General features: G+C 42.5%; 24 protein-coding genes. 1 reads left to right on the top strand and 23 read right to left on the bottom strand.

The window, feature by feature from the left end; genetic code table 11:
* From G625_RS18755 to G625_RS0106965, 18 genes are all read right to left on the bottom strand, one after another.
* Positions 1-130: transposase (locus tag G625_RS18755; protein WP_044931929.1), on the bottom strand; the 130-nt coding region annotated here is incomplete at its 3' end.
* Between the two features lie 237 nt (positions 131-367).
* Positions 368-538: a DUF362 domain-containing protein gene (locus G625_RS0106890; RefSeq protein WP_029200537.1), complete on the bottom strand. Its 171-nt coding sequence runs from the start codon at positions 536-538 to the stop codon at positions 368-370.
* A 358-nt stretch (positions 539-896) separates the two neighbouring features.
* Entirely contained in the window at positions 897-1,832 is a 936-nt protein-coding gene (locus tag G625_RS0106895; protein ID WP_029200538.1) for a PfkB family carbohydrate kinase, read from the bottom strand.
* 31 nt (positions 1,833-1,863) lie between these two features.
* Positions 1,864-2,505, bottom strand: a complete 642-nt coding sequence (locus G625_RS0106900; RefSeq protein WP_084152798.1) for a GNAT family N-acetyltransferase — start codon at positions 2,503-2,505, stop codon at positions 1,864-1,866.
* A 245-nt stretch (positions 2,506-2,750) separates the two neighbouring features.
* Positions 2,751-3,482 carry a glycerophosphodiester phosphodiesterase family protein gene (locus G625_RS0106905; protein ID WP_029200540.1) on the bottom strand — a complete coding sequence of 244 codons (732 nt, stop codon included), beginning with the start codon at positions 3,480-3,482 and terminating at the stop codon, positions 2,751-2,753.
* A 198-nt stretch (positions 3,483-3,680) separates the two neighbouring features.
* Positions 3,681-4,346: a hypothetical protein gene (locus tag G625_RS0106910; RefSeq protein ID WP_029200541.1), complete on the bottom strand. Its 666-nt coding sequence runs from the start codon at positions 4,344-4,346 to the stop codon at positions 3,681-3,683.
* Between the two features lie 210 nt (positions 4,347-4,556).
* Positions 4,557-4,799 (bottom strand): DUF1653 domain-containing protein, encoded by a 243-nt coding sequence (locus G625_RS0106915; RefSeq protein ID WP_029200542.1) that lies wholly within the window; start codon positions 4,797-4,799, stop codon positions 4,557-4,559.
* 2 nt (positions 4,800-4,801) lie between these two features.
* A complete protein-coding gene (locus G625_RS0106920; protein ID WP_029200543.1) occupies positions 4,802-6,646 on the bottom strand; it encodes a hypothetical protein in 1,845 nt (614 codons plus the stop codon).
* A 316-nt stretch (positions 6,647-6,962) separates the two neighbouring features.
* On the bottom strand, positions 6,963-8,633 hold the full coding sequence (locus G625_RS0106925) for a hypothetical protein (protein ID WP_029200544.1): 1,671 nt from the start codon (positions 8,631-8,633) through the stop codon (positions 6,963-6,965).
* A 100-nt stretch (positions 8,634-8,733) separates the two neighbouring features.
* On the bottom strand, positions 8,734-9,837 hold the full coding sequence (locus G625_RS0106930; protein ID WP_029200545.1) for a PrsW family glutamic-type intramembrane protease: 1,104 nt from the start codon (positions 9,835-9,837) through the stop codon (positions 8,734-8,736).
* Between the two features lie 98 nt (positions 9,838-9,935).
* Positions 9,936-10,946, bottom strand: a complete 1,011-nt coding sequence (locus G625_RS0106935; RefSeq protein ID WP_029200546.1) for an HD domain-containing phosphohydrolase — start codon at positions 10,944-10,946, stop codon at positions 9,936-9,938.
* 91 nt (positions 10,947-11,037) lie between these two features.
* A complete protein-coding gene (locus G625_RS0106940; RefSeq protein WP_029200547.1) occupies positions 11,038-12,345 on the bottom strand; it encodes an ABC transporter substrate-binding protein in 1,308 nt (435 codons plus the stop codon).
* A 56-nt stretch (positions 12,346-12,401) separates the two neighbouring features.
* The gene (locus G625_RS18760) at positions 12,402-13,886 is read right to left on the bottom strand and encodes a hybrid sensor histidine kinase/response regulator (protein WP_198014874.1); all 1,485 of its coding nucleotides are present in this window, start codon (positions 13,884-13,886) and stop codon (positions 12,402-12,404) included.
* Between the two features lie 57 nt (positions 13,887-13,943).
* Positions 13,944-15,233 carry a sensor histidine kinase gene (locus G625_RS21120; RefSeq protein WP_049895777.1) on the bottom strand — a complete coding sequence of 430 codons (1,290 nt, stop codon included), beginning with the start codon at positions 15,231-15,233 and terminating at the stop codon, positions 13,944-13,946.
* A gap of 77 nt (positions 15,234-15,310) precedes the next feature.
* Positions 15,311-16,366 (bottom strand): GTP pyrophosphokinase, encoded by a 1,056-nt coding sequence (locus G625_RS18765; RefSeq protein WP_049895778.1) that lies wholly within the window; start codon positions 16,364-16,366, stop codon positions 15,311-15,313.
* Positions 16,367-16,640: 274 nt separating this feature from the next.
* The gene (locus G625_RS23480) at positions 16,641-16,871 is read right to left on the bottom strand and encodes a type II toxin-antitoxin system MqsA family antitoxin (RefSeq protein ID WP_029200548.1); all 231 of its coding nucleotides are present in this window, start codon (positions 16,869-16,871) and stop codon (positions 16,641-16,643) included.
* Positions 16,871-17,188 (bottom strand): DUF4258 domain-containing protein, encoded by a 318-nt coding sequence (locus G625_RS0106960; protein ID WP_044931932.1) that lies wholly within the window; start codon positions 17,186-17,188, stop codon positions 16,871-16,873. Before G625_RS0106960 ends, G625_RS23480 begins: the two co-directional genes overlap by 1 nt.
* A 171-nt stretch (positions 17,189-17,359) precedes the next feature.
* The gene (locus G625_RS0106965) at positions 17,360-18,121 is read right to left on the bottom strand and encodes an ATP-binding protein (protein ID WP_029200550.1); all 762 of its coding nucleotides are present in this window, start codon (positions 18,119-18,121) and stop codon (positions 17,360-17,362) included.
* Between the two features lie 175 nt (positions 18,122-18,296).
* On the opposite strand from G625_RS0106965, the gene G625_RS0106970 reads away from it, so the two are divergent.
* Positions 18,297-18,947, top strand: a complete 651-nt coding sequence (locus G625_RS0106970) for a Crp/Fnr family transcriptional regulator (protein WP_029200551.1) — start codon at positions 18,297-18,299, stop codon at positions 18,945-18,947.
* A gap of 120 nt (positions 18,948-19,067) precedes the next feature.
* On the opposite strand, the gene G625_RS0106975 is transcribed toward G625_RS0106970, so the two are convergent.
* From G625_RS0106975 to G625_RS0106995, 5 genes are all read right to left on the bottom strand, one after another.
* Positions 19,068-19,373 (bottom strand): type II toxin-antitoxin system PemK/MazF family toxin, encoded by a 306-nt coding sequence (locus tag G625_RS0106975; protein WP_029200552.1) that lies wholly within the window; start codon positions 19,371-19,373, stop codon positions 19,068-19,070.
* Entirely contained in the window at positions 19,374-19,616 is a 243-nt protein-coding gene (locus tag G625_RS0106980; protein ID WP_029200553.1) for an AbrB/MazE/SpoVT family DNA-binding domain-containing protein, read from the bottom strand. It abuts the gene before it with no gap.
* A gap of 76 nt (positions 19,617-19,692) precedes the next feature.
* Positions 19,693-21,195, bottom strand: coding sequence for a GGDEF domain-containing protein (locus tag G625_RS21125; RefSeq protein ID WP_029200554.1), 1,503 nt, complete (start codon positions 21,193-21,195; stop codon positions 19,693-19,695).
* A gap of 2 nt (positions 21,196-21,197) precedes the next feature.
* Complete coding sequence (locus tag G625_RS18775) at positions 21,198-22,400, bottom strand: substrate-binding domain-containing protein (protein WP_084152799.1); 1,203 nt, start codon at positions 22,398-22,400, stop codon at positions 21,198-21,200.
* Positions 22,401-22,634: 234 nt separating this feature from the next.
* A complete protein-coding gene (locus tag G625_RS0106995) occupies positions 22,635-23,333 on the bottom strand; it encodes a hypothetical protein (RefSeq protein WP_029200555.1) in 699 nt (232 codons plus the stop codon).
* Positions 23,334-23,391: the final 58 nt, after the last annotated feature.

A 23,391-nucleotide genomic window follows, 5' to 3' on the forward strand; every position in this document is an offset into this window, starting at 1 on the left:
GCTTTATTATATCGCGCAAATCTTCCTTATATTGATTGTAAATTATTTTTCGTCTATACTTTGGTGTAAATACGATATGATATTTACACATCCATTTCGTATGGGCGAGCGAGTATTCTTTATTCGCCATTTATATCACCGTATCCTTTCTGTATAGTGGCTTGAGCACTACTATTATAGTGAGGATACGGTGATTTTGTATAACTTGAACACCCACCCGCATAGCGGGTGGTTTTGTGTGCCACGCGCTTGATCGTTTTGCTGCCGGCAAAACTTGAAGCAGCGCGCGGCACGTGGTCTCGACCTACAATAAAAAAACTGCCGGTACCTTTCGATACCGACAGTTTAAATCTCATTATATATGAAATTACTTAGCAGCGATAGCGCCTGTAGGACAAGCTTCCTCACATGCTCCACAATCGATGCAAGTGCCCTCATCTACAACATACTTTGAATCGCCAGCTGAAATAGCCTCTACTGGACATACAGATGCACATGATCCGCAGCTTACGCACTCATCATTGATAAAATGTGACATATTAGGTTCCTCCTTGAAATAATATAAATCAAAACTTAGTGTTCGATGAAGTGTTCAATCTCATCTGTATTGTATCTTAATATAGTTTCTATAAAAGCACAACAAAATAATTTTCTTTTTTTGTATTTTTTTGGATAATATATTTAGTTGAGACTAACCAATTCATAGCGGATGTATAGGAGATTCGAACCAGGGGGACGGGGTTAGTGGTTCATTTTTTGGAAGAATGAACCACTAACCCCGTCCCCCAGGTCCATCATACACATTGGCACATAAGTGCTTCATATAGTCTAAGTACTGCTGTGTACTGCAAAAATCGGTAACCACGGGGATAACGTGAATATTCAGGTCTGAAACATTAGCGCTCTGCTTCTATTCCGAATTCTCCCGGAAGGAATCTCGGGCAGACGTTGTCTGTTGTTAGGATTACCGAGTTTGCGAGTCTTGATCCGATCTGACAGGCTTCGTTAAGTGATTTGCCGTAGGTGAGTCCGATGGCAACGCCAGAGAAGAATGCATCTCCAGCTCCGGTTGTATCTATAACTTCTACTGATATGGTCGGGCTGAAGCCGGCCTCATCATTCATTGATGCGTAAACTGCACCCTTTGATCCCATGGTCACTACCATACGAGGATAATTAGCAAGCTTGATCTGCTTATCAAGTATCTGCATCATTTCTTCAGGAGTTTTATTGCAATAATCATCGGAGAAAAGCATTCCCGCTTCCTGCTCGTTGCAGACCAGAACCCCGGTGCGTTTGATCAGGTCTCTTCTCTGCATTGCGATAGACATATTGGAAACTACCGCATAAACTTCTTTCCCGTATTTTTCTGCAAGATCAAATACAAGCTTCAATATAGAAGAATCCATGTCGATCTCTACAACCACGCTGTCTGCTTCGGAAATAATCTCGTCTCCCTGCTCCTTAAGGATATCCTCGATTTCGCCAAGGTCAGGTCTTTTGGAAATTGAAGCTATGACATCGCCATCATTGTTGAAAATAGCAAGCCACATGCCGAGACCGTCCTCTACCTTTCGGATATATTTCGTGTTGATCTTGTGGCGGTTCAGTTTATTGATTACATCTACACCGGTTCCTGTATCATCCACCAGACTGACGAAGGTTGGCTTAAGCTCAACATTGGCTATATCCTCAGCTACATTTCGGCAAACGCCTCCGTGCACCTGCATTACCGAACCTGCATTTCTTCCGTTTTGGAGAAATGTCTCCGTTGGATATCCTTTGATGTCAACAAATGTGGCACCGATAACTACTATTCCGTTTTTGGACATACATTTTTACCTCTTGTATAGATTGTTGTTATTAATATTCATTGAAGTCTATCTCCGATTCAATTTCATCAAATCGTTTAACCTCAGGCTGGTTTTCAACGTGCTCGCCGATGAACTTTTCCATCCAGATCAAGTTGTACCAGCGATTGAACTTATAGCCGCACTTATGGAATTCTCCCACCATGCGGTATCCAAGGTGTTCATGGAATTCTGCGCTGTTTTTGGTGAGATGTTCATCTTCATTATCCGGGTAAGCGATGCTGACGTTAATGTTTAGATAGCCCTGCTTTTTCAATATATCTTCAAGTGCGATATATAGCCTTTTACCGAGGCCGCTGTGCTGGAAATCTTTATCGATATAAATGGAGGCCTCAATATTGAATCTGGCAGCCACACGGACGTGAAATGGTGCGGCGTAGGCATAGCCCACTATCTTTCCATCCTGCTCAGCAACGAGGTAGGGTAATTTCTCGAGAACGTGATTTATTCTCTGTTTGAATTCCCCTACAGTTGGAACCTCAACCTCGTAGGTTATGGCAGTTCCCAGAACGTATGGCGCGTATATCGAAACTAAAGCTTCGGCATCTGTTTCGGAAGCTTTTCTGATTTGAAAGGATTTTGTAATGGGGTCAGACCCCCTTACAGAATTCTTAATTTTGAAGTCATTTTTCATATGTCTCTCCCATTGATGTCTTGATTATAATGTCTATGCCGTAAGGTTATCCACCGGGGACGGTTCTCGCCGGCGAGAACCGTCCCTGATGGTACTTTGAGATGCATATACTATACGCTTTGAAAAGATTTAAGTCCACAGCTAAGAAGACTTATTAATCATACAACACAATATAGACAAAGCATCCCGAAGTCGGAAAGTATCGTGCTTTTATGTAAACTTATAATCTGGAATCATTAATTTATTCAGGAAACATATGCCTCCGGCTCGTTCAGGATTATGTCGGTAATGCCTTTGACTTCCATGGCTGTGAGATTCAGCCTGTGTCCGCTAGGCTCTTCAGGGAACAAACGGCCGCTGCCCCAGGCTCTGACGGTGTAGCCCTGTAATTCATCCAGGGTGCTGTCGATGGATCTGAATTCCGGGTGAATGGCGTCAGCATTAACACCGCCTCGGATTTTGAACAGGCAGTCAGAGGTGTAGCGGTCAAGGATGCCGATCTCAGCCTCATAATCAAGTTCACGAATGAGGTTCAGGGATTTTCCGTAGAAGGATGAGTAAACGATGGCATTCTCCAGACCTCTTTTGTGAACAAGCTCCACTATCTTCTGCTCCATGCCCTCGTAACGGATATTGCTGTTTTTGAGTTCCAGGTTCAGTTTCAATGTTCCTGCATTAAGACGAGGCTCAAGAAGGTCCAGGAGTTCTTCCACGGTGGGTATTCTTTCGACTCTGCCTTCTCCTGCATCTATTTTCATGTTTTTCAATTCTTCAAGTGTGTAGTTTCTGAGCTCGCCTTTTCCGTCTGTTGTCCGGTCCAGGGTCTCATCATGCATGATCATCATGTGACCGTCTTTTGACAACTGGATATCTGTCTCGATACCTGTGAGATCTTTTAGTTCCATTGCTTTTCTGAAAGCTGTAAGTGTATTCTCAGGAAATCTCAGACTGCAGCCTCTGTGTGCCCATATTCGCATAACATTCTCCTTTAGACTCTCCGAAATGATATTTCAAAGTGAGTCATTGTTCGTTGGATATATCTATGACTTCAATTATACTATAAAGAAAGGTTTGAAAACACCAAGAGGGTGATGGATCTCATTAAGAGAACCATCACCCTCCCGGCGTTGGAATTGATTAGAATTATTTGGATTTATAGTTGTCTCTGAAAGTGTTTAACTTGCTTTTTTACCGGAAGACTTACTCGTGGTCTTTTTACCGGAATTCTTTTCGTTCGCTAAACGGGATTTCAAGTCGGCTTTTGAATTGCTTTTTGTTTTACTGCTTTTTTCAATGTTATTTTCTATCGGCATGATGGAGGCGCCCATATATGCGAAATCATCAATGTGATCATCGTCGGATGCAGGGTAGAATACAAACTCCAGAATCATACCGTCTTCCACTTCAAATGCAAGACAGGCACAATCAGATTCCGGCAGGTCATAAGAAATAGCTTTGGTTCCATTAACTAAAATATAATTTACATTCTCAGCTTCGTCTAATTTTTCAACTTCTTTTTTATAACCCGCAAGATTCACTCCTACTTCAACATAGGTTATTGATGTAACTAGTTTTTGATCCTTTGTTTCATAGTAACCTATAAGTGTGCCATCCTCATCATCATATGTCGATTTGGTATCCTTCATTACATTTGGAATCCACATTTTGTAATTTACTTCATCGAAGGTGACGAATCTGCCTTGAGAAACCATGTCTTTTTTATATAACTTTTCAATCTGAAGAACATCATCCCAGTTAAGCTCTACAAGCTCTTCGGCAAACGAAATCACATTACATTGCAGCAGACATAAAGCAAGTATAAAAGCTAATACTCTCTTCATTTCAGACTCCTTTCATGGCTTTTCTACAGATAATTTTCATACATGTAAACATTAAAAATTACGATTATTTAACCCATATATAATTTTATCGACCATTTTGGAAGTCTAATAAGTCCTATAGAAAAAGAGTTCAGTTCTTTTTGATGCAGTTTATCCATCATGTAAAAAATAGATTTAAACACTGAGGATATAGAAAGACTGTTCAATGAGTTACTGTCCGATAAATTCATCCTGAAGTTCAAACCTGTATTTCTGTTTCACATCCGGATACTTCTCGTGGTCCACTTCGGAAAGGAACATGTCCTTTGGTCGCACCCAGAGGGAGCCGTCACCGTAGAGTTTCCGGTATATAACAATTTCCTGCTGAGTTTCTGAATCAAGAGCGATATCTTCAACCAGATAGTAGTTACCCTTGAAATGTTTGTATATGCGATGCAATAACAATTCCTGCATGATTAATCCCACCAATAACTTCCGTAGTATGTTGTGATCCTGTCACCATTTATGCCAACCTTGAAGACTCCGTGAAGGGGAACGCCTTCAGAGTAAGCTTCAGGATCGATTTTGTCGAGCTCAAGATTCTTTTTGATCCACTCATAAGGAGTTTCACCTTTTTTATAGTTTGTGAAGGTGCCGAGGTCTCCGTCCTTTGCGAACTCCGTGTCTTTATCAACGTAGAGATTCATTGTTGAGTTCTCGCACTCTAAAGGATAAGGAAGAGCTACAGGGACATCCTTCAAAAGGATATAATCATCCTCAACTGAGATTCCTTCTGTACTTGTCATGGTATAGAGGTACTCTCCTCCGATGTATTTTCCGGCATTCTTCACGTAGGCATCCTTGAAGCCTGCGGCCTTAACTTCTTTAAGGCACTTCTCTGCTTCTTCCTCTGTGATGAAAAGTCCTGCTGCTACAGCATAGTAGGGTTCTTTATTGAGGCCTGAAAAATCAGGGGTATATACCGTTAACTCATCGTAAAATTCAGCATCCATTAAGGCTGACTCTGTATCCAGGCAATCGTCTGAATTCTTTGAAGCCATTATAAATACACCGTAGACTTCCTCAGGACTTTCTGGAAGCACTGAGCTTTCGTGACCGGAACCTGAAAGCTGAACTTCATAAATTCCGCCGAAGTCAGAACCGTGGAGGCCTGCTTCATCATCGTCCCAGGCTTTAATGTAGTCACTGATGCGGATATCATAGGTCGCGTTCATATAGTTTATGGATCTTGAACCATCGCTGTTTTTTGTTTCTTTATGGTAGTTTACATTGATGATTCCATTGTCCCTTTGGATAATGTTATCGACGGTATATCCATCACCCTCCAGCTCTTTTACAACATCGGTTCCAACGATATCTTTAAGGTCGGAAGCATTAATCTCCTTTGCCCCGTACTCCATGAAATCCCCGGTGTTCCTGCTGTAATAGAAGTAGTATGGTTTCCAGCTGTGTCCTGCCCACATAGGCTCGTTGGAAACTTTTTCGTAAATACAGGTGCCGTCATAAACGCTTAATTTGATAACAAGGTCCCCAGTTTCCTGATCCACATATGCATCGCCGATCCTGGAAACAACAGACTCTTTGCAGGTATCGTCATCCATGTAGTAAAGGTTGGTGACTGCTGAAGTTACATACAGGTCATTAAACTCAACAAAGTTTTTGTCATGTCCTTCAACGATGCCGAAAACATTACCATCCTTGTTTAAAAGGTATTCAAACTTGTCATGCAGCTTCTTTGAGCCATCTTCATTAACAAACCATATCTCGCCTTCACAGGAGTTGTCTTCCTTGTTGGCTTCTGATCCGATGAACATGAAGCCTTCGTATTTTCCGTCAAAGTTGATATCATCAACAAGATGGAATCTTACATCTTTAGTATTTGCACCGGCATCCTTTGCGACTTTGGAAATGAAGAAATCTGTCATCTCAGCTTTGGCAGACTCTGTTTCCGAGGTATCCGAACCTTTGTCAGTCACAACCTCATCGGCTGCTTCAGACGCATCGGTTTTCTCTGTGTCGGTTTTTGCTCCGACGGTTTTCGTTGCATCTGTTTTTGCTCCGTCATTTTTTTCTACATCGGTTTTTGCTCCGTCGGCTTTCCCTGCTTCGTTTTTTGCTTCGTCAGTTTTCCCTGCATCGTTTTTCTCAGCTTCACTCTCCTGCTGAACCGCTGCAGTTGTCTCCTGAGGTTTATCGGAATTTGCGGCAGGTAAATTTGAACCGCCGCAGGACGCAAGTGACATCAGTACAGCTGCCGAAACACCAACAGAAACCAACACATTTAGATTTTTCTTTTTCATTTACAATTCCCCCATAATCACTTCACTGCCATTCGACAGCTACACCCCATTGGTTTTACTACTGTTTCTGATTTAGACACGCAGATTACTTTTGTCTGCTATTATACGTGTCATATTCTTCCATAACAGGCTTGTTTAGGCACGCAGATATCTCGTTTCTGTTCTTTTGCGTGTCTTATCACTTCAAAACAGGCTTGTTTAAACACGCAGATATCTTGTTTCTGCTCTTTTGCGTGTCATTTCCCACCGGGACATTCTTATTTAGACACGTAAATTACTTGTTTCTGTTCTTTTGCGTGTAATAACCCGACAAATCTTAGAACACTATCGCACATGTGCTTCCCAGCAAAATGAAGAACAGACCGATCATCAGTCCGAAACCTGAGCATCCCATCAGTTTCATGGTACCGAGAAGAGTTATACGCTTCCCGTTTCGATCCATTCTTCCTATGCCAAGCATTGACAGGATGCTGAGCTTTCGGTCGATGCGTTTGCCGATAAGCTTTTGTCTGCCGTCGGGCCTGAGCTCATAAATGTATGGATGATCGTAGACATCCTTCCTCACGCCCTTCACAAAATAAACAAGAACAATCATTGCAGCCAGAACATACCACGCGGCACCGTTCATAGGATAAAAGTGATCGAAAAATCCTTCACCCTCTTTCATATCCGCAAGTCTTAACAACGTCGCCGGGATAAGCGGAAGGAAAATAGTAACAAGTGCGTTAATGATTATTCCCACCCATCTTCCGAAGGTGTAGAACTTTAATCTCACGGGAACTCTCTCGCCCTTTGCATTAGCCTCATAAAACACCGGAATGTTACTGTAAGGGTTCTTCAAAATGCCCTTTCCTTCATTGATGACAAGCTCGCCGTCTTCACGGTATGCTTTTGAAGCTTCACTTTTGAGTGTTACCCTTCGGATCAGAGAGGTTCTGCCGTCGCACATTACCGCGAATATGATGCAGCCGAAAACCATGGCGCCGTAGAACATCGGCTCCGCAGCCCAGCCATAGAAGTATCCCATGATCAGGGTAAGAATCACCGTATAAATCGTGGGTTCGATCATCCATGGGTAGGATTTTGTGTTCCTGTTTTTAGAAACTGCGATTCGCCCGGTCTGACCGTTCATAACTGCGGTCAGGGGTCCGTTTTTAATGAAATAGACCGGAAGTATGGCGGAGAGGACATTAATCTTTTCCGTGTGAGTGCTGATCTGTACTCCGGAGGTCTGCATTACCGACTCAACCTTAGGTCGGAAGTCTTCTGTGACCTCTTCCTCGATTCGCTGGTTTATCACCTTGTCGGGAGAGTCATTGAGCTTGACGGGCATGCCTGCGATGAGGCCGAATTCGAAGGGTCTGGCTGCTGACCAGTCAAAGGGCTCCATCTCGTTCATCACCAGATTGTCAAACTGCTTCGAAGTATTGACTGCTGTTCCGTCCAGGTATCCGCCGCACTGATATCTTCTGTCATTTCCGTCCCTCAGAACTTCCGCATAAACAGGTCCCTTTGCCACCCTGTAGGGCAGATATGAGCCGTGGAACTGACCCATGGATGAAACCACAGCCTTTCCTTCAGGGGTGTTCGAATGTTTATGCCCCCAGTCCAGCATTCTCTTTTTTGCTTCCTCAGGCGTTATGGTAAATGGAATGATCAGGTCCGGCATCTGCGATGAGTCCGTGAGTTCCGATCTCACAAGCTTACTGCCGCAGAAAATGCATTTCTCTGAAGCTTCCCCTTCACCAAATATAACTATGGCTCCGCAGGCTGAGCAGGAACACTCTTCCATTTTGTCACCTGCAGCCCGGATCTTTATACTGTTTTTGTTTAGTTCTTTCCACTTATAAACCGAATCGTATGCTTCCTCTATGCCTGTTGACATACCGCAGTTCGGACATCTGTAGGTCTGATTAACGATGTCGAAATTTGCCGGTGCCCCGCAGTTTTTGCAATAGATCCTAAGTGGAGATCTGCTCTCATTCATACTCCCCTTCTACTCCCCTATGTTTTCTGTTTTAAAAAACCACCGGGGACGGTTCTCGCCGGAGAGAACCGTCCCCGGTGGATAAGTTTATTTTACCATCTCATACCGGAGAATCGTAGTATGCATATTTTTTAATATTTTTGTACGCAGTGACATTGAGCACCACCATAGAAATCAGAAGAAGCAGTCCTGTGAGGATCTGAATGATCTCGTTTTCGCTGCTGCTTCCGAGCATGCAAAGGAAGTCGTAGCCGCCATGAATCAGGATAGTTATGATCAGGCCTTTTTTTCGAAGCTTCTTTGAGCCTTCCAGATCCCCGTGAAGCTCATGAGACTTTGCTATGCCGTAGTAGTAACCCATGTAAATGCCGAAGACGCAGTGTCCAGGAAATGCCGCTCTCATGAAAGCAGTACTCAGGGTGCTGTCTGCAATATACATAAGGTTCTCGGCTATCTCGAAGCCAAGTGCAAGCATGGTGCTGTAAACCACGCCGTCAAAGCGGTAGTTAAATGCAGGATGCTTCCAGGTGTATTTTTTCAGAAGGAAATATTTGACCAGTTCCTCTGTGGCTGCAGCCAGAATAAATGCCTCCATAAAGCAGTAAACAACAGGATCCCAGAAGAACAGGAAATCTATGATCATGCCAATGAAGGATTCAATCAGTCCCGACACCAGAGTTGCGATACATGCACCTGCAAAAAAAAGCTTAAGCATTAAACCAACCGGCTCTGGCTCTATGCGGTCCATCTTGTAAATCAGAAATATCAGTACTATACCTGGCAGGCAGGATAAAATCATCGCGAGGTCGGCATCACCATCTTCAAATATAAATGAGCTGATGAGAAAACCCATGGTTAGTACAATGATGACAAAGATGGGTAGTCGCCTGACCACAAATGGCGGCTGCTGCACCATGCCGGAGGTTTGGATTCCGGGTGTCTCATATGTATTCGAGTTTCTCGTGGGATATGCCTGCCTTTGATCACTGTAGGTAGCTCTGGGCTTAGATATATCATCGGTATTCGAGTTTCCCGTTGAAAAGGTCTGCCTTTGATCACTGTAGGTAGTTCCGGGGTTAGGTGTCTCAACTGTTTCAGACTCTCTTGCAACAGAGTTCTGTTTTTGAACTATGGCAGGGGTTCCGCAGTTAGAGCAGAATTTATCTCCCTCTTTAAGCGGCGAGCCGCATTTTTGACAATTCATAGTACTTCTCCTGAACTTATGATGTGAATCAGGGGGACGGAGTTACCGGTCCATGGACCGGTAACTCCGTCCCCCCTGATTCATTATACACCTATTTATTATTCATGCAGTTTGAATTCAGTATCTTCCTTTATTATCTCAAGCATAATTGCTGCGAACTTCGGATCAAACTGGGTTCCGGAGCCTTTTTCAAGCTCACTCATGACCACATCCTGGGGGATGATGCCTCTGTAGCTTCTGTTGCTGGTCATGGCATCGTAAGCATCGGCAACTGCAATGATCCTTGCTTCTTCGGGGATAGCATCTCCCGCTAATCTGTCAGGATATCCTCTTCCGTCGTAACGCTCATGATGATAGCGAGCTCCGATGGAAAGCTTGGGCATTTCCACAATGTTCTGAAGTATTTTATAACCTCTTCCCGGATGTGTTTTTATGGTGTTGTATTCTTCATCAGTAAGTTTACCGGGTTTATTGATAACGGCATCAGGCACTCCTATCTTCCCTACATCGTGTAGAAGTCCTATCATGTATATCTCTTCCTGCTTTTCGAAGGTATAACCGGCTCTTTTGGCTATTTCCCTTGAATACTCGGCAACCCTGCTGGAATGTCCCTTTGTATAGGTATCCTTGGCATCGATGGCTTCTGCAATGGTCTGTACTATATGTACGGATAATGCTTCTATCTCTTTAGTTTTCTTTACTACTTCGGCATGCAGATTCCGCTGAAGCCTGATGAGCTCCAGAAGATGTCTCACACGCAGTGTCAGAACCTCTGCCATAAAGGGTTTTCTGATAAAATCCATGGCACCCATGGAAAGACCGGTAGTCTCAGCCCGGCAGTCATCATTAGCAGTAAAGAAAATAACCGGTATCTCTTCCTTTTGATTTTCTTTCTCCCACTGCCTTAGCAGCTTCATGGTCTCAAAACCGTCGAGGTCTGGCATCTTTATATCCAGAAGCAGGAGATCGATGGAATTCTTCACGACATATTCCAGCAAAAGCCGTCCGCTTTTAAGGCAGGTTACCTTAAACCCGGCTTCCGAAAGAACAGTTTTTGCACTTTTCAATATGATGGCGTCATCATCAACAATCACTACCCGTTCTTCCATTTATTTCCCTTTCTTTAGAGGATCAGTCCTCCCACAAACCTACTTTCTACGGAGGATCAGTCCTCCCATAAACTTACTTTCTTTCGGAGGATCAGTCCTCCCACAAGCTACCGTATGCAGCTATTGCCTCATCTACAGTCATAGTACCGTTTGCAACCTTGTAGGCTGCTGCGCGAAACTCCTTGTCTACGGCATCATTAAGACCGGTTTCCTGATAGCTGAATGACTTATCTTCAGGAAAACCTTCAAGAGACGAGTAAACCTCATCCAGAGAAAAATTATTTGTCGGAGTTATAAGTCTCTTTATCTGAGCCATATTTCCAAGTTCTTTTTCTCTCATGATGAACTTGATGAATTCATTGGTCATATTAAGGTTACTGCTGTTTTTATTCACACTGAAGAAAATATTGACCGAATCCAGAAAATATCCGCCATCATCCCCAATGGGTACCACATAGAATTTATACTTAAAGGGAGCTGATTGGAACTTTTCGGATTTACTCTCCCGCTTCAATGTTCCGGAAACCATGTCTCCGCTTCCCAGCATCATGGGAACATCCCCTTCGAAAAAGCGCATTATGACAGCATTATAATCATCCTCTATCTCCTCCGTGCATCGTCCGGGATTAAGGAATCCCCTGTCAACAAAGACCTTAAGCTTTTCCAAAGCGGGGCGCATCATTTCTCCTGCGGACTTATCCATGGCTTCAAGAGATTTTGCCGATCCCGGATTTTTTATGACGTCGTAACAGAAAAGAGGAAAGTCAAAAGCATAGTACATGCTTGCCACTGTTGTTCCATTGGCACCCATGATGGGTGTTTCGTATCCGGCTGCCTTAAGCTTATCACAAACCTCCATAAGCTCACTGTAATTGTTCGGGACCTTCAGTCCGTTTTTCTCAAAGATATCCATATTCACAAGCATTCCGTAGGATCTTGTGAATATGGGAAGCATGTTCACATCTCCGTTTTCCAAAGTCAGCATGGCTCCTTTACGGACACAATCCAGATCTATCTTAAGGGACGGATCGGAAAGGATCTCTGCATTTTCAAAAACAGAACTCATACTGTCATCCTCAAGCATCCATGTTGTGGTAACATAAATATCCGGAGCTTCATCACTCATGAGAGCACTGGTTATGGTATTTCTATAATCATCCAGATAAACATAGTTAAGGCTTACGTTCGGATAGTATTCATAAAACCTCTCAAATTCACTTTCAAGGGACTCAAAATTCGAGTAGTTTCCCGCCACCTTGATGGAGCATGCCGTATCGGTCGGCAATCCGGGCTTGAAATCCCCACTGTTATCCGGTTTTTGTGCGCAGGAAGTAAACAACATTAAAGCGGCTGCCGCCGGAATCAATACCCTCAGTTTAAACCCCGTATTTTTGATCATTATGCTGCCTCCCTCATATAAATCAAGCCCTTAGTCATTTTCCAGGGCCATATACTCTATGAATCTTCTCCACCTGCTAAGATTTCAGGTATCTTATCATAATCAAAATCGTCCAAAGCCTTTCTGAGTGCTTCAAACCTTTCGTTTTCATTCTCAGGTAATCTGTGATTTTCAAGTGATTCCACAATATCACTCACTTTATCAAAATCAAAGGATTTACAGCTCTCCCTGATATCAGAGTATGCCTTTTTAAGATCCTCCGGGGATATAACAGGTCTGTCATCTTCAGCATCCGATCCGGCTTCCGATGCTTTTTTATAGAAATTAAGAGGCTCAAGTTCCCTGACAAGCTTTCCATACCGGTCAAGAAGTTCTCCCAAATCTCTTTTCAGAGTATCTTCATCACCGTCTTCTCCTGCTTTTTCAAGCCGTGCCGCAAAATCTCCAAGCTTCGATGCCCCTATCAGACGGGAAGAACTTTTCAAAGCATGTATTTTGACTGTCAGGTTCTTGAGATCTCCGGCTGCCCGGTATCTTTCTATATCTTCTCTGTTCTTCTCAGCGGATTCAATATACTTCTCCACAGTATTTATATAGATTTTATCGCTTCCGCAAAATTTAAGGCCTGAAGCAACATCCAGTTCTTCTATATCATAGATAAATTCAGGTATAAGCTGACTCTTTTCATCATTCTCATCAGCTGCGGGAGCAATCTTCTCCTTCGGAAGATACTTAAGAAGCAGCTTCTCAAGCCGGTCAGGGTCTACAGGTTTCGTTATATAATCATCAAAGCCTGAGCTAATGTAGATATTCCGCATACCTGAAAGAGCATTAGCCGTAAAACATATTACAGGTGTATGAGCATTGGGTGCACCCGGAATTTCCCTCATTTCTATCAGCGTTTCTACACCGTCCTTATCAGGCATCATATGATCCAGGAATATGATATCGTATTTTCTCTGCTCATAAAGTACTATTCCCTCATCTCCGCTGATGGCAGTATCTATCTGCACTTTAGTCCGTTTAAGCAGGTTTTCGATAACAGAAAGGTTGACCTCGTTATCGTCCACCACCAGAAGTCGTGCCTCCGGTGCAGTAAAGGATTCTTTGTATTTTTTTCTTTTGGCAACGGTATTTTTGAAGGTTTCCACATAATCACCTATAGGTGTCCGGTCCTTTACAGCCTGAACAAGCTCGAAGGAGAAGGAAGATCCCTTCCCATATTCACTTTCCACCTCTATATGACTGCCCATCATGTTGAGAAAGCTTTGAGCAATGCTCATGCCAAGGCCTGTACCTTCGATATTTCTGTTCTTGCCCTCTTCTATACGTTCAAAAGCCATAAACAGGCGTTTCATATCTTCAGGCTTAATGCCTATGCCCGTATCCTTTACACTTATCAGAAGTCTTACGGAATCAGGACCTTCTTCTTTAAATCCTGCTTTAAAGGTGATGGATCCTTCCTTTGTATATTTTACCGCATTTGAAAGAATATTGGTGATAACCTGTTTGATACGTATTTCGTCTCCGTACATCACCATCGGGATATCCCTGTCCACATCAAGTTCAAGTAAAAGTCCCTTTTCCTCTGCCTTGGTCTAAACCATATTTACCAGGTCATTAAGCATTAAAACAAAGTTATAATCTGCATTGTGTATATCCATCTTTCCTGCCTCTATCTTTGAAAAATCAAGTATGTCATTAATAATTCCCAACAGTGTTTTACCGGCTGTCCTGATGCTTTCGGAATATGCAACGATTTCCTCTTCGTGACTGTCTCTCAGCACCATTTCATTAAGTCCCAGTATCGCATTCATAGGTGTGCGGATGTCATGGGACATGGTGGAGAGGAAGTGGGATTTTGCTTCATTGGCCTGATTGGCCGCCTCCGCAGCTTCCGAGAGTTTAATGTTGTAGGCCATGAGTATGATGTAATTAAAAACAAGTAGTCCGAGCAAGCCAAGGGTCACCATCCCAAGCAACAGCCAGTCAACCACTGTGTTGGTGCTAAGCTCCCGGGCCGGTATATATGCCAGGAGATACCATGTTTTAAGGGATTTCAAAGGAATATGAGAAATGATACATTCCTCTCCTTTTGAATTCAGCATCTTCATGGTGCCAAGCTCAGAGGTGATTTCCTTTGTCATGTTATTGTACCCGGTGCTGTCTGCCCGGTTATAAGACTTGTAATATTCGAAGAAATTGGAATTCTTCAGTGACTTGCCATGAACCAGATAATCTCCGTCCTTGTTTATGAGAGAAATCTCTACTCTGTCGTACTCACCGTTAAAAAATACAAGTTTATCCTCAAGAGTACTTACAGCCTCGACTCGCATCAGGATGGCCTCTTTAAGTTCTCCCGTTGTTTCATCCAGAACCTTAACGTAATTCATAAAGGCAATAGACTGTACCCCGTTCTGGGGGTTTGTATATGCTCTTGTAAGGTTTAATACTCCGTCTTCTTTACTTATGTTATCAGGATCACCAAAGAGATTGATCTTACTGTATGATACCGAATAATCATCCTGATCTGTCAATGAAGGGTTGGTCGATATGCCGTTTTTATTTGGATCCTCCGGAAATATCAGATGACCGTAAATACTTGGTGATATCTTAGCTTTTCTGATATAAGATATAGCTTCTTCTGCAGTCATGGGTGTTCCGGCATCTGCGGAACGATTGATAAAATTGGCCCAGATATCACAAAGATGCTGCTCGTCCAAAAGGTAGTTCGTGACGATCTGCTCTGCGGAAATCGTCATTTTCTCGAAAGCTTCAACAGCATTCCTGTTGCTCTCGTTCATCTTTGTATTGGCATATTGAATTATGAAGAAGAGTATCAGTGCAATGATCAAAAGGTTGATAGCAATGATCTTCGATTTTTTCAAGCTTACACCTCCATGATCATCCCAAAAATGTACAGTTCCCTTTATTATGTCGACAACAATACATATTTATCCATGCTTTAACTATGATTCTTCCTCTGTTTCAGTATCCACTGCACATTCCTGTCAATATATTTTGGATCCTTTGAGGTAAGTGACAGAAACTCCCTGATCCGTTCGGGACTGCAGTCACTGTTTACAAGTTCTGCCCTGTAAAGATAGTAATAGGCGACGGTGGAGGAAAGCTCTTCAAGGTCTGTACCGCCAAGCTTATCTTCAGCAAGGCGGAGTGCGGTATCATGCTCTCTTTCGATCATCTGAACGAGGTCCCCAAGTGTACGTTTTCCAAGGAAATCAAGCTGGATAAGCTGTGACTCGGGATTCGATTCGTTTACAGTGGCTCCGGTAATGGCTGCTATCTCCTTGAGAAGCTTCTGATAGGATCTGCTTCTTTTTGTAAACTCAGCGATGGTTATAGCGTCCAGATACAGATTGTCGGCACAGTCGTTTTCTATACTGCTGATAACTTCCTGTTTATAATGAACCAGACTTTTGTGAATTCCTGAGAAAAGATCATCAGCTGTTTCCAGGAGACTTGCTGCTTTTGAAAAATTCCTTCTAACATCACGTGGCGTTGTGAAGGTCGATTTGTATCCGATATCGTGTTCTATTTCTGCCCAAACGTGCTGAAGTAAGGTGCGGATCTGTACTTCAACCCACATATCCCGAAATTCTTCGGGATATTCGTCACTATCAGGAAGTGCGATGATATAGTGAAGTGAAAGATATCCAAAGGAAGTCGGGTCTATGAGATTTCTTTTGTCTTTTGATCTCGTCATGTCAACGCGAAATACTTCCGCAATTTTCCCGGCGACCATATCTATCCCTTCTTCAAAATAGCAAATAACACGAAAACCAAGGATATCACGAAGTTCATCAGCATTGTGATACCTGTCAGGTTTCCGGTCCAGCTTTCCCTTTATGGATTTCACTGTCTTGATTCTATGGGTGATGCCGTAGATGACAGAGCCGCCAAGCTCTCCTAAAGCATCATTAAGCCGTTCCTCCATAACCGGTTCCAATGCCCGGTATTTATCAACTAAATCTTCTATTTCCCGATCCCTGGTATAAATCATATTCTTTTCCGTTTCTCATTTATTGGTATCAGCTACTTTGATTCACTGTAAGTCTCAACATGTTGGGATACTCTTTTCTTAAATGCCGGATCTTAATCATTTTCCTTTACCCCCTTTAAGATCTGCTCTTTAGTTCTATGTTTTGGGTTGTATTTCAGTTCCATATGGCTGACCATGATTCCTATAAGCCACTCTAGCACATGGTATTGGCGAAGACATTACCGCCTCTGCATGTACAAGAGACGGTTCTCCGAAAAGAACCGTCTCTTGCTTTTTACGCAGCATTTGTATAATCCATAATAAAAATTTTACTCGCGATATTCTGTGCTTTGTCTAAAATTCCTTCAATTTTTTCAATTACGGAAGCCGTGTAAACCACCTCGCCACATTGATTGCATTTATAGCATGGAACATTTTCTATAATCACATAACAATTATCCAACTGTGCAAAGTATGTACATTTTGACTCGATCATGGAATCAGCTTTGCAAACTAAACACCTCATCAATATATCTCCTTTCTCGTCTTAAGATCATTACTCCATTTAGTAGGATCGGGATAATACGCAGTGATAATCCTGCTTGATTCACCTTCATCGCTCATACAGATGTGTATGATCTTATCATCACTTCCTTTTCCACATATCAAACAGCTTGGAAATGGGTAATCCTCAGGATAATCTTCAATTATCTCTCCACTTATAACAGCCATCCGGATATCTTTTATTCGTATGCCTCGTTGTCGAAATCTTTCTGCTGCATGTTCAGTTACAAATACTATATCCTCTGTAAAGAGGTTTCGTAATAGCTTTATATCAATCATGTAATATATCCTTCTAAACTATACTTTAGAACACTTTAATTATATATCAGTTTTGCGCAAATCTGATAATAAAATTTCAGATCATACGGTCCTTAGTGGGCTGGAATTTAGGTCTATTATTTTTTCCAGATAAAAAAAGACCGATGTTACTCGGTCTTAGTCTTAGATTCATTAAAGAATCTTTCCGTCTCTTGAAATCGTTACAACCTGCCAGGGAATAAACTTGCCACTGTTTCGAAGTGCTGTCTCTGCTGCCCTTTGCAGACCACCGCAGCAGGGAACCTCCATCCTGACGATCGTTACACTCTTGATGTCATTGTTTGAAATGATCTCTGTCAGCTTTTCGGAATAATCTATGTCATCAAGCTTCGGACACCCGATAAGAGTGATCTTCCCTTTCATAAAGTCTTCATGCATGTTGGCGTATGCATATGCAGTGCAGTCTGCAGCAATAAGAAGCTTTGCTCCGTCATAAAACTCTGCCTGTGTTGGGAGAAGCTTGATCTGACATGGCCACTGTCCGAGTCTGGATATAGGTTTGGAATACGATACAGGTGATGAATCCGGGGTTTCGTCGACTTCTGCCTGTTTAAGCTGCATAAATCTCGAACCGGGGCATCCGTGTCCTGCAGCATGTTCTGCCATTTCCTTCATCATTACCTTCTCATGATCTTTCATATTTTCCTCTCTCATTTTCATTTCCTGTGCACTCTTTACCGCAGCTTCATCATATGCCGGAGCTTCCCGTTCCTCAAATGTTATCGCTCCTGTCGGACATCCCGGCAGACAGTCTCCGAATCCATCACAGAAATTCTCTCTTACCAGTTTTGCTTTACCATCTATGATGTCAATGGCTCCTTCATGGCAGGCATTTGCACACAGGCCGCAGCCATTACACTTTTCTTCATCTATTCGGATTATTTTTCTGATCATAATGCTTTCGTCTCCTTCTGTTATTTCTTCCCGGTGCCGATGTAATATACCTTGAAATTGTATGATACATGGCTACATAAACATTGTGCCCTTGTTTTGACAGTACCAATATAATATACTTCCTCTTGTGAGTATGTGGCTTCAGCAACATTTTTCAAAATTCAGTGAGGTTTATATGGATATAAACGAACTAAAAAACAAGGTTCTGTTTCAGGGGATGACGGAAAGTGAGATCGGTAAATGTCTGTCAGCATTAAATGCCTCTGAGAAGAACTATAAGAAAGGAAATATCATAATGCAGGCCGGAGAACGTACCGACCGTATGGGAATGGTTCTTTCCGGAAGTGTGACCATCGAGAGTAATGACATTTGGGGAAACTGCACCATCTTGAGTCACGTTGGATCCGGACAGTATTTTGCGGAAACCTATGCGTTGCTTCCGGATGAAGTTATGCTTGTGGATGTAAAAGCCAATGCTGACTGCGAAATACTTTTTATTTATACATCCCATGTCCTGGACAGTCTTCCGCCCAGTTCATGGAAAGAAAAGCTCCTGAAAAATCTCCTTCGGATATCTGCAGGCAAAAACCTCGCATTGTCCGGAAGAAGCTTCCATACCTCCATAAAAAGCTGCCGCGGAAGGATACTGGCCTATCTGAATACGGTTTCACTTCAGAAACATTCCAAAGAATTTGATATTCCTTTTGACAGACAACAGCTTGCTGATTATCTGAATCTTGAACGGACAAATATGTCGAGAGAACTTACACGGATGAAAAATGACGGAATCATAGAATGCAAAAAGAACCATTTTAAGCTCATTTGAGACTCAGGGACGGAGTTCATGGTGCTTATGGTCTCAAGAGACTGCACCATGTATATACGCATAATAGTGGAGAGGATTACACGTCCATAAATCTGTAATCCCCTCCCCATGAATCTCACCTCAAATGTAGTCGAATATACCCTGAATAGCATCAGTTATATTGATGATATCAGGATAATGTATTCTATCTATTTTCGTATAGCCTCTGGCATTCAAATCAAGCAATGCCAGCTTCTCACATTGTACATAACCTTCAACATTCTCAGCTTTAATATGTATATGCAATGGTCCTGCTTCACCTGTTTCAAAAATAGGACAACCAATTATTTCAAAGGTCTGATTAAAGAAATCTTTACTCACAATGAGAACCGGTTTTCTGATATGCTCGATTTTAAGAATATCTCCCTGATTTAATTCTTCGTTCATTTACCAAATCTCTCTTCCTGCCGCTTCACCCCAGTCAAATTCACCGTCCAAATTAAGCTTTCCGTCGTATTCAGCAGCGCGCTCTTCTAATGTTTTATGTCTGAAAGGTTTAACAAGCATTATCATTCCATTAGATACCTTTACATCGAGAACATCATCTACAGAAATAGCTGCTTCCTGAAGCACTTCCTTAGGGATTCTGATTCCCTGACTATTGCCCCATACTTTTACTTGAGTCTGCATATGTATCTCCTCCTTGTATATACATCGTATATCCTTAAGGTTGAAAAATCAACTAATATTCCGTCCCCGGTGGTTATTAGGATTCCCTCGTTTTCGCGCCCATAGCCTTGAGCTCCTGCTTGCGCGCATACATCATTTTATCGGCTCTTTCAAATATATCCCTGACATGGTGGTCTCCCTCTTCCAGCACGGAATAACCAATCGACACAACGACACCCTTTTTTGGAATATTTTCTTCTACCTTCCTGTTCATGGTGCTTATGGTCTCATTCATGGAATCATAGCCTTTATCCTGAAGTATTACCACAAACTCATCTCCTCCTATTCTGAATACTGCACCATGTATAAAGATCTCGCATATCAATACGCAGGCATCCTTTATAAGCTTATCGCCGGCTGCATGCCCAAATGTATCATTTATATATTTAAGCCCGTTTATATCGCAAACAATAACTGCCAGATTTTTGAGCTCATCATCATGGATTTTCCGATTCAGAGCATGTTCATACTCTGTATACGCATGCTTATTTCTTACGCCGGTCATGGAGTCTGTATTTGCCAGATTTTGAAAAGCCATTCTCGATTCTTTTTCTGCATCAAGTTTCTTCTTTGATATTGCCCTTAATTCCAGCAAAAGAACAGTCGCGAAAAGCAGCACCGTAATAAGTGTAAAAGCAATCTGATTCCTGTTGGCTGTGAGGTTTTTCTCACTGATGTCACGGATCTCACCAAGGATAACGTTCTCATGGATCAAAACAGCAAACTCCCATCCTGTATTGAGAAGCGGAACGTAGCACATCGTTTCAGTTACACCGTTGCAGGAATACGACATGCTTCCCCCTGCATCATTTATAAAGTTTTCGCGATTCTCTTTCCATATATCATCGGAAACAAGTCCTTTTGTTGCTTCTAAAATATTCTGATCTGAAATTACCGGACCAAGTTCCGTTCCTGACAGATTGCTGCCGTTTACTGAATATAGTGCAAAATATGTTATGCCCTGATCATCAACCGCAAGGAGGTCAATGATGTCTTTTATGTCTATCTGGATAAAGCATGCTTTAAATCGTTTACCTAGGATAGTAAGCTCCGGCGTCGGTATAGCCAGGCAAAGCTGTTTGGAAGATCCGTAAAGGGAAACTGTACTGATGGTACGATCTTCCATTTTCTCTTCTGATAAAAACTCATGTCTGCTTTTACCGGTATATGTTGTATATTGCGTGTACACAACATCATCCTGATCTACCAGTGCAAAACGGTTAAGGGACAACAGATTTCTGATTTTACCAAGTGTAGTTCTTAATTCTTCCTGTGATTTAATGTTTTCTTCCCGAATAAAGTCAAGCGCCTTTTCCATCTGGCTGAATTCGCTTTCGATTCGACTTTCAACTGTCTGAGCTCGACGGTCAGCTATGTTTTCAAGATAAAAATTGCTTACAGCAAAAACTGCTTCCTCTGTCTGTAAAAGCGTCTGATTTGATGACCAGATTGCATTGGAAGTTATCATCACAATTATAAGCAAACTGCCTATTATGGCTGTAAGAAAAAATGTTCTGTTCGTTATCTGTTTCTTTTTCATCTTCAAATATCACCATACAGCAGTTCAAGCATCAATGCCGCGTCTTTCTGATAAATAACAGTGGTTATCTCATCTGTTTTGTCCGGAAATAACTCTCCCGGCAGATTTCCGTCAGCAATTTTTACTGCTACCTGAAGTGTATCAAAGCCTATTGAATAGCAATCCTGAACTCCCAGACAGTAAATCACTCCTTCATCAAGATATCTCAATGCTTCCTGATCATGATCCATGCCCACAATGACTGCTTTGCTGCCTGCTTCATTGATAGCTCTGGCAGCGCCTACGGGGTTACTCATATTACAACAGATAATGCCGTCAAGATCAGGGATCTTTTTCAGGATATTCAGTGTAAGCCTGTATGCCAGATCTACAGAGTCCATATCGTATTCCGTGGCCACGATCTTCATGTCAGCGTACTTTTCGATAGTATCCCGGGCACCCCTCGCCCTATCTTCATGACACGGAGCACCTTTGCTCCCCACAAGTATGGCTACTTTACCTTTGTACTGAAGCTTTTCGCAAAGGGCTTCCGTCAAGTCCACACCGTCCTCATAATTATGTGTGTTTCCGACATATGCTATCCTTTTACAACCATCGGCTGCATCCGAACTTGAAAAGGTCATTACCTTTGATCCTGCGTCGATCATTTTGTCAATTACCGGAGATATGACAGACTCGTCTGCAACATCCACGCCTATCACATCATAGTCTTTCTGTTCTGCCTGAAGCAGACGTTTTGTCTGATCCTCGGCAGAAGCCCCTTCCGGTGCCATGTACTCATAAGTAATAGTGATTCCTTTATCCAGAAACTGTCTCTGGGCCTCTTCCATACCAAGTGCTACGGCATCCCACCAGGGATGTACGGTTTTATATGTAAAATAGAAATTATAATGATACTTCTTCGGAATATACGAATCCAGCTCATGATCAAAATCAACCGCGCTTCTAACAGGTTCTGCATCTGTTGATGTGTCCTCAGATGAAGCTGTACCGGCTGTGCCGGCTGTATCGGCTGTTCCAGATGTATCAACTGTTCCGGATGAATTTGCTGTGCCGGTTGAATCAGCTGTTCCGGATGAATCAGCAGGAGCTGAAGTCACATTCAAACTATTACCAGGATTTGCGGTAGAGCAAGCCCCCAAAGAAAGTGCGATTGCCGATACCGGAATCACTAAATATAACTTCCAAAATTTATTTTTCTGCATTTAAATTGCCTCTTTATTCGATACTTCCCGGCAGAAAGCTTCGTTTCTTAGTAATACCTCAAATTGATATCCGCTTTCTGCCTATTATTATTTTTTATATCGACAAAAATTCAACTTAAATCAGTATTTTTTTGTTTGTCTCGGGGGACGGGTTTCATGGTCCATCCGGTTTGCATTGTACCTAAAAAATCAGATCCCACAACGGTAGTTGAATCCGGTGTGGGATCTGTGAATTTAGTTTGAACTTTCGTATAGCACGGGCTTTCCGTCTGCTTTAGTGTAAAGTACGCCGTTCTCTGAATAATATATCTCGTTTTCCGGGTCCACGTCAAAATACAGTGTCGGACGGTAAACAAGGATGCTGCCGTCGGACTGTATTATACCATCTTTGTAAATCTCTTCCAAAATGCTGTAATCGGATATATGTGGTCCCGTGCCTGAAACATTCTTGCCGATGTTTATGGTAAAAGTGATGTCCTTGTAAACTATGCGTTCCGGATCGATGTCTGATTCGGTTGCTAAACTGCCATCCGGATTATTTACCTTTATAAGATGACCAACCAGCTCATCCGGATGCTGTTCCGCATATTCCCGGTAGAAGGCATCAGCCTCTTCCTCTGTCATCTTTCGGCTTCTGCTTTGCGGGAGTTCAGGCCAGTTAACTTCATACTCGATGCGGAAGTGTAACGGAACACCTATACCGGTGAGGCCACCCATCGTTACGACAGGGGTTCCGTCCGAGAGAGTATCGGGGATAGTGATAACTACATTATCTTCTTTGGCGTTCCACTGATAGGATTCCGCCATGGCTTCCTTGTGATTGTCTGAAATATTGTATTCAACACCGTTTTCTATCACACTCTTCTCGTTACTATATCCTGTGCATGCTGTAAGTAATAGTGCGAACATGCTGAAAAGTATTGCTTTCTTCATGTGGGTCTCCAATCTGAAAATATATTGCCGGAATGTACCACTAACTACGTCCCCCCAG

It is taken from the genome of Oribacterium sp. NK2B42, from assembly GCF_000424445.1.
Lineage (GTDB): Bacteria > Bacillota > Clostridia > Lachnospirales > Lachnospiraceae > Oribacterium.

What these genes read in the sequence shown, in the direction of transcription:
- G625_RS0106890 (WP_029200537.1), bottom strand. Translation starts at nt 538, where the DNA reads ATGTCACATTTTATCAATGATGAGTGCGTAAGCTGCGGATCATGTGCA.
- G625_RS0106895 (WP_029200538.1), bottom strand. Translation starts at nt 1,832, where the DNA reads ATGTCCAAAAACGGAATAGTAGTTATCGGTGCCACATTTGTTGACATC.
- G625_RS0106900 (WP_084152798.1), bottom strand. Translation starts at nt 2,505, where the DNA reads ATGAAAAATGACTTCAAAATTAAGAATTCTGTAAGGGGGTCTGACCCC.
- G625_RS0106905 (WP_029200540.1), bottom strand. Translation starts at nt 3,482, where the DNA reads ATGCGAATATGGGCACACAGAGGCTGCAGTCTGAGATTTCCTGAGAAT.
- G625_RS0106910 (WP_029200541.1), bottom strand. Translation starts at nt 4,346, where the DNA reads ATGAAGAGAGTATTAGCTTTTATACTTGCTTTATGTCTGCTGCAATGT.
- G625_RS0106915 (WP_029200542.1), bottom strand. Translation starts at nt 4,799, where the DNA reads ATGCAGGAATTGTTATTGCATCGCATATACAAACATTTCAAGGGTAAC.
- G625_RS0106920 (WP_029200543.1), bottom strand. Translation starts at nt 6,646, where the DNA reads ATGAAAAAGAAAAATCTAAATGTGTTGGTTTCTGTTGGTGTTTCGGCA.
- G625_RS0106925 (WP_029200544.1), bottom strand. Translation starts at nt 8,633, where the DNA reads ATGAATGAGAGCAGATCTCCACTTAGGATCTATTGCAAAAACTGCGGG.
- G625_RS0106930 (WP_029200545.1), bottom strand. Translation starts at nt 9,837, where the DNA reads ATGAATTGTCAAAAATGCGGCTCGCCGCTTAAAGAGGGAGATAAATTC.
- G625_RS0106935 (WP_029200546.1), bottom strand. Translation starts at nt 10,946, where the DNA reads ATGGAAGAACGGGTAGTGATTGTTGATGATGACGCCATCATATTGAAA.
- G625_RS0106940 (WP_029200547.1), bottom strand. Translation starts at nt 12,345, where the DNA reads ATGATCAAAAATACGGGGTTTAAACTGAGGGTATTGATTCCGGCGGCA.
- G625_RS18760 (WP_198014874.1), bottom strand. Translation starts at nt 13,886, where the DNA reads ATGGTGATGTACGGAGACGAAATACGTATCAAACAGGTTATCACCAAT.
- G625_RS18765 (WP_049895778.1), bottom strand. Translation starts at nt 16,366, where the DNA reads ATGATTTATACCAGGGATCGGGAAATAGAAGATTTAGTTGATAAATAC.
- G625_RS23480 (WP_029200548.1), bottom strand. Translation starts at nt 16,871, where the DNA reads ATGAGGTGTTTAGTTTGCAAAGCTGATTCCATGATCGAGTCAAAATGT.
- G625_RS0106960 (WP_044931932.1), bottom strand. Translation starts at nt 17,188, where the DNA reads ATGATTGATATAAAGCTATTACGAAACCTCTTTACAGAGGATATAGTA.
- G625_RS0106965 (WP_029200550.1), bottom strand. Translation starts at nt 18,121, where the DNA reads ATGATCAGAAAAATAATCCGAATAGATGAAGAAAAGTGTAATGGCTGC.
- G625_RS0106970 (WP_029200551.1), top strand. Translation starts at nt 18,297, where the DNA reads ATGGATATAAACGAACTAAAAAACAAGGTTCTGTTTCAGGGGATGACG.
- G625_RS0106975 (WP_029200552.1), bottom strand. Translation starts at nt 19,373, where the DNA reads ATGAACGAAGAATTAAATCAGGGAGATATTCTTAAAATCGAGCATATC.
- G625_RS0106980 (WP_029200553.1), bottom strand. Translation starts at nt 19,616, where the DNA reads ATGCAGACTCAAGTAAAAGTATGGGGCAATAGTCAGGGAATCAGAATC.
- G625_RS21125 (WP_029200554.1), bottom strand. Translation starts at nt 21,195, where the DNA reads ATGAAAAAGAAACAGATAACGAACAGAACATTTTTTCTTACAGCCATA.
- G625_RS18775 (WP_084152799.1), bottom strand. Translation starts at nt 22,400, where the DNA reads ATGCAGAAAAATAAATTTTGGAAGTTATATTTAGTGATTCCGGTATCG.
- G625_RS0106995 (WP_029200555.1), bottom strand. Translation starts at nt 23,333, where the DNA reads ATGAAGAAAGCAATACTTTTCAGCATGTTCGCACTATTACTTACAGCA.